The following is a 10,117-nucleotide window of genomic DNA, read 5'->3' as shown; positions in this document are numbered from 1 at the left end:
GCGATGAAGCCGTTCTGGCCGTGGCTGCGCCTGCTCGGCGGGCTGGCGATCGTCGTCGCGCTCGCCTGGCGGCTCGGCGCCGACGCGTTCGTCGCCGGGCTCGCGGCGGTGGACGCGCTGTCGGTGATGCTCGCCCTCCTGATCGGCGTGGCGACGACGGTGTGCAGCGCGTGGCGCTGGTGCATCGTCGCGCGCGGCCTCGGGATGCGGCTCGCCCTGCCCGGTGCCGTCGCCGACTGCTACCAGGCGCTCTTCCTGAACTCCGTGCTCCCCGCCGGGATCCTCGGCGACGTCCAGCGCGCGCTGAGCCACGGGCGGCGGGCGGGTGACATCGGCAACGGGGTGCGGGCGGTCGTGCTGGAGCGGTTCGCGGGCCTTGCGGTGCTGTTCGCCGTCGGTGCAGCGACCCTGTTCAGCCGGCCCGCGCTGCTGCCGACCGTCGCGGGCGACTGGCTCCCGACCGCCGGCCTGGCCGGGCTCGGCGTCGCCGCCATGGCCTGGTGGACGGCCCGCGCGCGCAGCGCCGCCAGGGTGCGCGCGGTGTTGGGTGCGACATGGGGCGAGGCCCGCGCGACGACGAGGGCCGTCGGGAACTGGCCGGCCGTCGTGCTGCTCTCCGCCGCCGCGCTCGTCGGCTATCTGCTGCTCTTCGTGGTCGCGGCGCGTGCCGCCGGGGCGCAGGCGCCGATCGGCGAGCTGCTGCCGCTGCTGGTGCTCTCGCTGCTCGCGATGGCCGTGCCGATCAACCTCGGCGGCTGGGGGCCGCGCGAGGCGGTCACCGCGGTGGGTTTCGGCGCGGTGGGTTTCGGTGCGGCGCAGGGCTTCACGGCGGCCGTCGTCTACGGGGTGCTCAGCCTGATCTCGTGCCTGCCGGGCGTCGTGGTGCTGGTGGCGCGCAGGGTCGCGGCGATCACAGCAGCTCGGCGAACGACTCCACGAGACCTGCCAGCAGCGCTCGTCCCTTCTCAGCGGACGCCAGCGACGGCAGCCCGATCACACCTGAGGTCGTGTACGCCTGCATACCGCGGGTCAGCAGATGTCGTCGATCATCCGCTCGATGATCACCTGTCGCGTATCCCGGCCTGACCAGGTGAGGATGCGCATGGAGCAGGATCGACGTTTCCAGCTCGCCGGCGTGCATGTCGGCGACCATGGAGGACCCGAGGCCGGCCGCGTCGCGGGCTGCCGACCACTCGGCCTCGCCGGGGAACAACGCCATCCACGGCTCGTCGACGGTCGCCTCCTGCACGATGTTGCCGAGCACGTAGTTGCCGCCGTGGCCGTTCACGAGCACCAGCTTCGTGACCCCGGCCCGGCGCACCGAATCGCCGATGTCGCGCACGACCGCAGCGAGCGTGGTCGCGCTGATGCTCACGGTTCCAGGCCAGGCGGCATGCTCGTGCGAGCAGGAGATCGTGATCGGGGGCAGACGCCTCACCCGGTGTTTCTCGGCGACAGCGCGCACGATGGTGCAGGCGATGACCGTGTCGGTCGCCAATGGGAGGTGCGCGCCGTGTTGTTCGAAGCTCCCGATCGGGAGCAGCGCGACGGGGCTCGCGCTTTCGCGCTCGTCGACCGTCGTGCCCAGAGGCAGGAACGTGCCGTCGGAGAGATCGCCGGTCATCGCCGGACTTTCTCACACCGCAGCGGCAGAGGGTGTGCGACGAGAGGGGCGACGGATGCCTGAGCAGAAGATCGGTACGGCACTGGCGGAGATCGCCGAGTCGGAGCTGGTGACGAGGAGGGGCCGGTTCCGGGCCGTCGCGTTCCGCGACCGGTTCGACGAGCACGAACACCTCGCGCTGGTGCACGGGGACGTCCTGGCGACGCCGTCGGTGCTGGTCAGGGTGCACTCGGAGTGCATGACCGGGGACGTCTTCGGGGCGCTGCGCTGCGAGTGCGGCGACCAGCTCGACGCCGCGCTCGACATGATCGTGCGGGAAGGCGCCGGCGTGTTCGTCTACATGCGCGGGCACGAGGGGCGCGGGATCGGGCTCGTCGCGAAGACCCGCACGCACGTCCTGCAGGACGAGCAGGGCCTCGACACCGTCGACTCCGCGACCGCGCTCGGGTTGCCCGTCGACGTGCGCGACTTCGGCGCCGCCGCGCGGGTGCTGAACCACATCGGCGTCCGCTCGGTGCGGCTGATGTCGAACAACCCCGAGAAGATCCGCGCGCTCGAGGAGCACGGCATCGAGGTGGCCGAGCGCGTCCCGCTGTTGGCGCAGGTCGACCAGCACAACGTCCGCTATCTGACGGCCAAGCGCGACCGGCTGGGGCACGCCCTGCCGCACATCGACGACGAGCGCGCGAGTGGGACGTTCCCGCGGTAGCGGGACGGGGGTGCGGCGCCGGGGTGTGCCAGGAAAGTGGCTTTCCTGTCCTGTGGTGCCAGGAAAGTGGCTTTCCTGGCACTGCCGCAACCACCTGCGGTGCCCTCGCCCTGCCTCGTGCGTTCAGCGTGCGGCGGTCACGAACTCGAGCACCAGCGGGCTCGCGGTCGCGCGGAACTCCTCGAAGTAGGCGTGCCGCGCGCCCGGGACCAGGTGCATCCAGGCGCCGGGGATGCGGTCGGCGATGAGGGCGGCGTTGGCGGTCGGGTTGAACCGGTCGTCGGCGCCGTGGACGACGAGCGTCGGCGCCGCGATCGCCGGAAGCACGTCCCACGCGTCGTGCTGCGCGCTCGCGGTGAGGTGGCGGCGCCGCGCGTACGCGGGCATCCCCGGGTCGCCGAGCACCGCGTGCGGTCCGGGGTGCTCGGCCAGCCAGGCCGGCGTGAACATCAGCTCGGCGAGCGCCCGGTCGGCCGCCGCGCGGTCGGCCTGCGCGAGCGACCTGCGCACGTCCTGCCCGCGCTCGACGGCGTGCATCCCGCCTGGTGACGTGCAGCCGAGCACGAGCGTGCGGACCAGGTGCGGGTGCTTCACGGCGACCCACTGTGCGATCCGGCCGCCCATCGAGGTGCCGTAGAGGTCGACCCGGTCGGCGTCGAGCTCGCCGATCACCGCGGCGTTGATCACGGCGGCGACGTCGTCCGCGAACATCTCGGTGCTGTACGGGACGTCCGGCTTGTCGCTGTCGCCCGTGCCGCGGTGGTCGAGCGTGACCGTCGTGAAGGTGCTCTCGAAGTCGGCCCGCACGGCGTCCCACCAGCGGTGGGAGTTGGACTGGCCGGAGAGCAGCACGAGCGGTGGGCCGCTCCCGCGCACCTGGAACGCGATCCGGGTGCCGTCGGCAGCGGTCGCGTACCCGTCCACCTCAGATGCCCCGCTGGCTGGTGACCTTCTCGACCGCGATCGTCGCCGCGAACCGTTGGGCGCCGGGCGGCTCGATGTCGACGTGCTCGCCGGTGTACTTCACCGCGATGCGCCGCTCGAGATCCATGGTCTCGTCGAGCACCAGCTCGGCGACCTGCCCGCGCAGCTCCACGTAGTACGTCGGGCGCGCGGGGTCGACGACGGCGAGCGAGATCCGCGGGTCGCGGCGGAGGTTGCGCAGCTTCTGCCGGCCCTCCACGAGGCTGATCCGCACGTGCTCGCCGTCGCGGAGGAACCATAGCGGCGTGATCTGCGGCTCGCCCGCCTTGCCGATCGTCGAGACGAAGGCGACGGCGGTCGAGTCGAGGAGGTCGTGGAAGGGGGCGAGGAGCGACACCGCACAGGTATACCGCGGGGCTCGCGCCCGCCCGGGATGGCATGGTGAGGCATGCCGGACGACATGCCCGACCTCGACGGGGTGCTCGACGCCGTCGGTCCCCGCCTCCGCGAGTTGCGCAGGCAACGCGGGACGACGCTCGCGCGGCTGGCCGAGAGCACCGGGATCTCGGTCAGCACGCTCTCGCGCCTCGAGTCGGGCGGCCGCAAGCCGACGCTGGAGCTGCTGCTGCGGCTCGCGCGGGCGCACCAGGTGCAGCTCGACGAGCTGGTCGGGGCCCCGCCGACCGGCGACCCGCGCGTCCACGCCCGGCCGATCAGCCGCAACGGCACGACGTTCGTCCCGCTCACCCGTCGCCCCGGCGGGGTGCAGGCGTTCAAGCAGATCATCCCGGCGGGCTGGCCCGGTGCGGAGCCCGAACCGAAGGTGCACGAGGGGTACGACTGGTGCTACGTGCTCTCCGGGCAGCTGCGGCTGCAGCTCGGGGAGCACGACATGCTGCTGCGGCCGGGCGAGGCCGTCGAGTTCGACTGCCACACCCCGCACGCCTTCAGCAACCCCGGGCCGGGGCCGACGGAGGTGCTCACGCTCTTCGGCCCGCAGGGCGAGCGACTGCACCTCAGGGCCCGTCCGACCAGGTGAAAGACGAACATCGTGTTCGCCCGATTTCTGGTAGACCGAGCACATGTTCCCTGGGACGCACGCCGCCGTGACACCCGACAAGCTCGCGGTCGTCATGGCCGGTTCCGGCCAGCAGCTGACCTACCGCGAGCTGGAGGAGGGGTCGGCGCGGCTGGCCCGCCACCTCCTCGATGCCGGGCTCGAACGGGGCGACGTCGTCGCGCTGATCTCGGACAACGACCCGCGCGTCTTCGAGGTCTACTGGGCGACCCGGCGCAGCGGCCTCTACATCACGGTCGTGAACCACCACCTCACACCGGATGAGGCCGCCTACATCGTGCGCGACTCGGGCGCGAAGGCGGTCGTCGTGTCGGCGGCGGTCGGGGAGCTCGCCGCAGCCGTCGGCGCGCAGGTGCCGGCCGTGCCGGTCCGGCTCGCGTTCGGCGGGCCGGTCGCGGGCTTCGCCGATTACGACACCGAGCTGGCAGGCGTCTCCTCCGCGCCGCTCGCCGACCAGCCGTGCGGCGAGGACATGCTCTATTCGTCGGGCACGACCGGACGGCCGAAGGGGGTGCGGCCGCGGCTGCCGAAGCGGCAGGTCGACGAGCCGGGCGACATGGCAGGCGTCGTCGTCAGCACGATGTACGGGTTCGACGCCGACACCGTCTACCTCTCGCCCGCGCCGCTCTACCATGCGGCGCCGTTGCGGTTCAGCGCTCGCGTGCAACAGCTCGGCGGCACGGTCGTCGTCATGGAGCGGTTCGAGCCCGTCGCGGCCCTGGCGGCGATCGAGCGCCACCGCGCGACGCACAGCCAGTGGGTGCCGACGATGCTGATCCGGCTGCTCAAGCTGCCGGCGCAGGTAAAGGCGCAGCACGACCTCTCTTCGCACCGCGTCGCGATCCACGCGGCCGCGCCGTGCCCGGTCGACGTCAAGCGGTCGATGATCGAGTGGTGGGGCCCGATCGTGCACGAGTACTACTCGTCGACGGAGGGCGCCGGCATCACGTTCGTCAACCCGACGGAGGCGGCGCAACGGCCGGGCACCGTCGGGAAGGCGCTGGTCGGCACGATCCACATCTGTGACGACACCGGCGCGGAGGTGGGGCAGGGCGAGGTCGGCACGATCTTCTTCGAGCGCGACGCCGCGACCTTCGAGTACCACAACGACCCGGAGAAGACGCGCGGCTCGCGGCACCCCCAGCACGACAACTGGGCGACGTGCGGCGACCTCGGCCACGTCGACGCCGACGGCTATCTCTACCTCGTCGACCGCAAGGGCTTCACGATCATCTCCGGTGGCGTGAACATCTACCCGCGCGAGATCGAGGACGTCCTCGCGCTGCACCCCGCCGTGCTGGACGTCGCCGTGATCGGCGAGCCCGACGGCGAGATGGGCGAGTCGGTGCTCGCGGTGGTGCAGCCGGCGGCGACGGCACAGCCTGGGCCGGAGCTGGCCGAGGAGCTGATCGCGCACGTGCGGGGCAGCATCGCGACCTTCAAGGCGCCGCGGCGCGTCGAGTTCACCGACGACCTGCCGCGCACCCCGACGGGCAAGCTGGTGAAGCAGAAGCTGCGGGAGCGGTACGCCACAACGTCCGGATAAAAATATCGACGTACTCTTTGTGGGTGCCGAGAGTTGCCGACCACGCCCAACGCCGGCGTCAGGTCGTGGAAGCCACCACGCGCGTCATGGCCGCACAGGGCATGGACGGCCCGACCGTCGCCGAGGTCGCTGCGGAGGCCGGCGTGTCGGTCGGCTTGGTGCAGCGGTACTTCCGCACCAAGGACGACATGCTCCTCATGACGTTCGAGCACCACGTCGCCGACCTGATGGACCGGCTCAACGCCTCGTGGGAGTCCGGCGGCTCGATCAAGGAGCGGCTACGCCGATGCCTGCTCGAGTTCCTCCCGCTGGACGGGCCGCGCACGGCGGAGGTGCGCGTCTACCTGGCGTTCTGCGGCCACGCGGTGAGCAGTGAGCCGTTGCGCAGGGTGCAGGCCGCGGCGAGCGCCATGGCGCGCGCGAGCCTCGAGAACGCCATCGCGGAGGCGCGGGAGCTCGGCGAGGTGCCGGTCGACCGCGACCCCGCCACGGAGGCCATGGCGATCTGGGTGCTCGTCGACGGGCTGACCATGCAGACCTACGCCGACCCGCGGACCATGACGGAGGCAGCAGCCGAGCGCCTCATCGACCTGCACCTCGACCGGGTCTTCAGCTGAGCCGTCCTGCAGATGGTCGGTGGGGTGGTGGGGTTGCCAGGAAAGCCACCTTCCTGTCCTGTGGCGCCAGGAAAGTGGCTTTCCTGGCAACGCGTGCGGGACGCACGCATCCCCGTCCCCAGTGCGCGGCCCGCGTCGGCTGACCCCCTGGCAGGGCCGCTACGGCTGCGCCAAGCCGGTGATCCCGGCACTGGACTGCGGACGTGCGGCACGTCCGTCGGGTAGGAGTGGGTGGACCCGTCCGTCCCCGAGCGCGCAGGTGCCCTCATGTATCCCGCTCCCACCCGCACGCGCGTGGCGCGGCGCTGGGGCGTGCTCGGACTGTCGATCGCGGTCGCCGCGGGTGCCGTGGTGCTGGCACGGCCGGAGGTCATGGGCGTGCTGTACGTCCCCGACACGACGGCCGCGCCCGCCGGGCTCGCTGCGGCCGCCGTCGCCGCGGCCCAGGGCGCGACGGGCCCGGCGACCGAGCTGGGTGTTGCGGTGCTGGACCGGGCGACGGGTGAGATCGCCACCGGTCGGCTCGGCGAGCAGCCGTTCTACGCGGCGTCCGTCGCGAAGCTCGTGGTCGCCGCGGACGTGCTCGACCGCAGGCGGAGCGATGGTCTCGCCGTCGGCGACGCCGACCTGGAGCTGGTCCGCCACGCGCTCGGGCCCAGCGACGACAATGCGATGAACCAGCTGTGGACCCGCTTCGACGGCCCCGGCGCCGCGGGCCGCACCGCCGTCCGGCTCGGGTTGACGGGCACCGGCGGCCCATCGGCCCGATCGCAGTGGGGCGAGATGCTCGCCCCGGCGGTCGACGTCGTCCGGATCTGGGCGCACGTGCTCGACGAGCTGCCCGCCGCCGACCGGGACACCCTGCTCGTCCCGATGAACACCGCACCGCCGCGCGCGGCCGACGGCTTCGACCAGCAGTTCGGGCTGCGCTCGACCACCGTCGACGGCCCGGGCGCACCGGGTGCGATAGCCAAGCAGGGCTGGATGTGCTGCGTCTCCGACATGTACTACCTGCACAGCACCGGGGTGGTCGGCCAGGACCAGCGGTTCGTCATCGCCTTGCTCACGAGGATGCCGCGCGGCGAGGGCTGGACGGCCGCGCGCGGCGAGCTGGACACCATCGCCGCGGCAGCTGTGGACGCCCTGCACCCCACCCGACTGTCGTAGCGCCTTGGACTTCGGCGCCGTGGAATGTCATCGCTGTGGAAGGTCAGCGCCGTGGAAGGTCAGCGCCCCGCGATCCGCGCCGTCGTGCCCGGCTCGCCGCGCACCGTCAGCACCCCGCCGACGGTGTGGCGCAGCCACCCGAGCAGCGTCACGTCGTCGAACGTCAGCTGCACCGGCGGTCCCGACCACACCAGGCGCGCGGTCGGGTTGTTGACGATCGCGTCCTGCAGCGCCGCCGCCAGCTCGGGCGTTGCCAGCACGGTGACGCCCTTGTGGGTGACCGCTTTCGCGCCGGGAACGGGCGCAGCGGCGTCGGCGCCGGTGCGCAGGACGTACCCGCAGCCGTGCCTGTCGTCGAACCCTGTTACGACCATGGCGCTCCGTAGCTCGACGTTGCTCGGCGGAAGGAAGTCGACCGCGGGACCTGCGCAGCCGTACAGCAGTGGATACCACGGGATCGTGCCGCGGTGGAGGGTTCGCCGTGAGAAGGTTCACCCCCACGCGACGTTTGTCCGGTGCTTACCGCCTGGTAACAATTGCTAGCACGGCCACCCGCCGCGCCGATGCGGGGCAGCGGTGGCAGAGTCGGCTAGATGTCTAAGGGCGATCCGACGCCCACACGATCCGAGGGCGGCCTGGCCGCACCGGCAGGAGGTCGAAGAGGTCCGATGAACATCGTCGTGCTGGTCAAGCAGGTGCCGGACACCTACTCGGAGCGGAAGCTCAACCCGTCCGACGGCACCCTGGATCGGGACGCCACCGACGCGGTGCTCGACGAGATCAACGAGCGCGCCGTCGAAGCGGCCCTCCAGCTGAAGGAAGCCAACGACGGCTCCGAGGTCACGGTGCTGACCATGGGCCCGGACCGCGCGACCGACGCGATCCGCAAAGCGCTGTCGATGGGCGCCGACAAGGCGGTGCACCTCTCCGACGAGGCGCTGCGCGGCTCCGACGTCGTGCAGACAGCACGCGCGCTGGCGAAGGCGATCGGCACGGTCGAGGGCTACGACCTCGTCGTCGCGGGCAACGAGGCGTCCGACGGTCGCTCGGCCGCCGTTCCCGCGATGGTTGCCGACCTGCTCGGCGTACCCGCGCTGACGCACGCCCGCGAGATCACCGTCGACGGCTCGACGATCACCGTCAAGCGCGAGACCGACGACGGCGTCACGCACCTCACGGCCGAGCTGCCCGCCGTGGTGTCGGTCGGCGAGAAGATCAACGAGCCGCGGTACCCGTCCTTCAAGGGGATCATGGCGGCGAAGAAGAAGCCCGTCGCGTCGATCACGCTCGCCGATGCCGGCATCGACGCCTCCGAGGTCGGGCTGGCCAACGCGCTCAGCACCGTCACCACCTCGTCGCCGAAGCCGCCGAAGAGCGCCGGCGAGAAGGTCGAGGACGAGGGCGACGGCGGCTCGCGGATCGCGGCGTACCTCGTCGCGCAGAAGCTCATCTGAGAACGATCGACGGGAAGGGAAGAAAACTCATGGCTGAGGTTCTGGTACTCGTCGACCACGTCGAGGGTGAGATCAAGAAGTCGACCTACGAGCTGCTGACGGCCGCCCGCGCGGTCGGCGAGCCCTCCGCGGTCGTCGTCGGCCCCGCCGGCACGGCCGGCAAGCTCGGTGAAGGGCTCAAGGCGCATGGCGCCGAGAAGATCTACGTCGCGGAGAGCGGCGACGAGGCGTTCCTCACCCCCGAGGTGGACGTGCTCGCCGCGCTCATCGAGTCGGCGTCGCCCGCCTCGGTGCTCATCAGCGCGACCGCCGACGGCAAGGAGATCGCCGGTCGGCTCGCGGCTCGCACGAACTCTGCGCTGCTCACCGACGTCGTCGGCGTCAGCGCCGACGGTGCGACGCACTCCATCTTCGGTGGCGCCTACATCGCCGAGGCGAAGTCCAACACCGCGCACCCGGTGATCACGCTGCGGCCGGGCTCCGTCGAGATCGAGGAGTCGGCGGGCGCGGGGGCCGAGGAGCCGGTTGCGGTGCCGTCGTCCGACGCGCGCTCCGCGAAGGTCACGTCGCGCGAGCCGATCACCGGGGGTGACCGGCCCGAGCTGACCGAGGCGAGCGTCGTCGTCTCCGGCGGCCGAGGCGTCGGCTCCGCCGAGGACTTCAACGTCGTCGAGGAGCTCGCCGACGCGCTGGGCGGCGCCGTGGGTGCCTCGCGGGCCGCGGTCGACTCCGGCTACTACCCGCACCAGTTCCAGGTGGGGCAGACCGGCAAGACCGTCTCGCCGCAGCTCTACATCGCGCTGGGCATCTCGGGCGCGATCCAGCACCGCGCCGGGATGCAGACGTCGAAGACGATCATCGCGGTGAACAAGGACCCCGAGGCGCCGATCTTCGAGATCGCCGACTTCGGTGTCGTGGGCGACCTGTTCAAGGTCGCGCCGCAGCTGAAGGACGAGATCGCCAAGCGAAAGGGCTGATCAGCCCCGCGCCGGAGCGCG

11 protein-coding genes and 1 pseudogene are annotated in these 10,117 nt (G+C 71.8%); 8 read left to right on the top strand and 4 right to left on the bottom strand.

Going from position 1 to position 10,117, the window contains the following annotated elements; genetic code table 11:
• Nucleotides 1–3: 3 nt before the first annotated feature.
• A pseudogene (locus LL648_RS23445) lies at nt 4–807 on the top strand (lysylphosphatidylglycerol synthase domain-containing protein); the annotation flags it as partial.
• A gap of 103 nt (nt 808–910) precedes the next feature.
• Here the strand turns inward: LL648_RS23445 and LL648_RS23440 are convergent.
• Nucleotides 911–1,624, bottom strand: a complete 714-nt coding sequence (locus tag LL648_RS23440) for a creatininase family protein (RefSeq protein ID WP_232664843.1) — start codon at nt 1,622–1,624, stop codon at nt 911–913.
• Nucleotides 1,625–1,679: 55 nt separating this feature from the next.
• Between LL648_RS23440 and ribA the strand changes: the two genes are divergently transcribed.
• Nucleotides 1,680–2,333 carry a GTP cyclohydrolase II gene (ribA, locus tag LL648_RS23435; RefSeq protein ID WP_232664842.1) on the top strand — a complete coding sequence of 218 codons (654 nt, stop codon included), beginning with the start codon at nt 1,680–1,682 and terminating at the stop codon, nt 2,331–2,333.
• Nucleotides 2,334–2,456: 123 nt separating this feature from the next.
• Here ribA and LL648_RS23430 read toward each other — a convergent pair whose 3' ends face one another.
• Both LL648_RS23430 and LL648_RS23425 read right to left on the bottom strand, forming a co-directional pair.
• Nucleotides 2,457–3,257 carry an alpha/beta fold hydrolase gene (locus tag LL648_RS23430; protein WP_232664841.1) on the bottom strand — a complete coding sequence of 267 codons (801 nt, stop codon included), beginning with the start codon at nt 3,255–3,257 and terminating at the stop codon, nt 2,457–2,459.
• A 1-nt stretch (nt 3,258) separates the two neighbouring features.
• Nucleotides 3,259–3,654, bottom strand: coding sequence for a PPOX class F420-dependent oxidoreductase (locus LL648_RS23425; RefSeq protein WP_232664840.1), 396 nt, complete (start codon nt 3,652–3,654; stop codon nt 3,259–3,261).
• A 51-nt stretch (nt 3,655–3,705) separates the two neighbouring features.
• Between LL648_RS23425 and LL648_RS23420 the strand changes: the two genes are divergently transcribed.
• The 4 genes from LL648_RS23420 (at nt 3,706) to LL648_RS23405 (ending at nt 7,665) form a co-directional block, all read left to right on the top strand.
• On the top strand, nt 3,706–4,296 hold the full coding sequence (locus LL648_RS23420; RefSeq protein ID WP_232664839.1) for a helix-turn-helix domain-containing protein: 591 nt from the start codon (nt 3,706–3,708) through the stop codon (nt 4,294–4,296).
• Nucleotides 4,297–4,339: 43 nt separating this feature from the next.
• The gene (locus LL648_RS23415; RefSeq protein ID WP_232664838.1) at nt 4,340–5,881 is read left to right on the top strand and encodes an acyl-CoA synthetase; all 1,542 of its coding nucleotides are present in this window, start codon (nt 4,340–4,342) and stop codon (nt 5,879–5,881) included.
• Between the two features lie 23 nt (nt 5,882–5,904).
• Nucleotides 5,905–6,498: a TetR/AcrR family transcriptional regulator gene (locus tag LL648_RS23410; RefSeq protein ID WP_232664837.1), complete on the top strand. Its 594-nt coding sequence runs from the start codon at nt 5,905–5,907 to the stop codon at nt 6,496–6,498.
• 267 nt (nt 6,499–6,765) lie between these two features.
• On the top strand, nt 6,766–7,665 hold the full coding sequence (locus LL648_RS23405) for a hypothetical protein (RefSeq protein WP_232664836.1): 900 nt from the start codon (nt 6,766–6,768) through the stop codon (nt 7,663–7,665).
• Nucleotides 7,666–7,724: 59 nt separating this feature from the next.
• Here the strand turns inward: LL648_RS23405 and LL648_RS23400 are convergent, their stop codons facing one another.
• Nucleotides 7,725–8,039, bottom strand: a complete 315-nt coding sequence (locus LL648_RS23400) for a hypothetical protein (protein ID WP_232664835.1) — start codon at nt 8,037–8,039, stop codon at nt 7,725–7,727.
• A gap of 294 nt (nt 8,040–8,333) precedes the next feature.
• Between LL648_RS23400 and LL648_RS23395 the strand changes: the two genes are divergently transcribed.
• Together LL648_RS23395 and LL648_RS23390 are read left to right on the top strand one after the other, a co-directional pair.
• Nucleotides 8,334–9,119 carry an electron transfer flavoprotein subunit beta/FixA family protein gene (locus LL648_RS23395; protein ID WP_232664834.1) on the top strand — a complete coding sequence of 262 codons (786 nt, stop codon included), beginning with the start codon at nt 8,334–8,336 and terminating at the stop codon, nt 9,117–9,119.
• A 29-nt stretch (nt 9,120–9,148) separates the two neighbouring features.
• On the top strand, nt 9,149–10,096 hold the full coding sequence (locus LL648_RS23390) for an electron transfer flavoprotein subunit alpha/FixB family protein (RefSeq protein ID WP_232664833.1): 948 nt from the start codon (nt 9,149–9,151) through the stop codon (nt 10,094–10,096).
• Nucleotides 10,097–10,117: the final 21 nt, after the last annotated feature.

It is taken from the genome of Pseudonocardia sp. TRM90224, from assembly GCF_021245725.1.
In the GTDB taxonomy this organism is placed as follows: domain Bacteria; phylum Actinomycetota; class Actinomycetes; order Mycobacteriales; family Pseudonocardiaceae; genus Pseudonocardia.
Note: the sequence above shows the minus strand (reverse complement) of the source record. Positions and strands in the feature narration are given on the sequence as shown.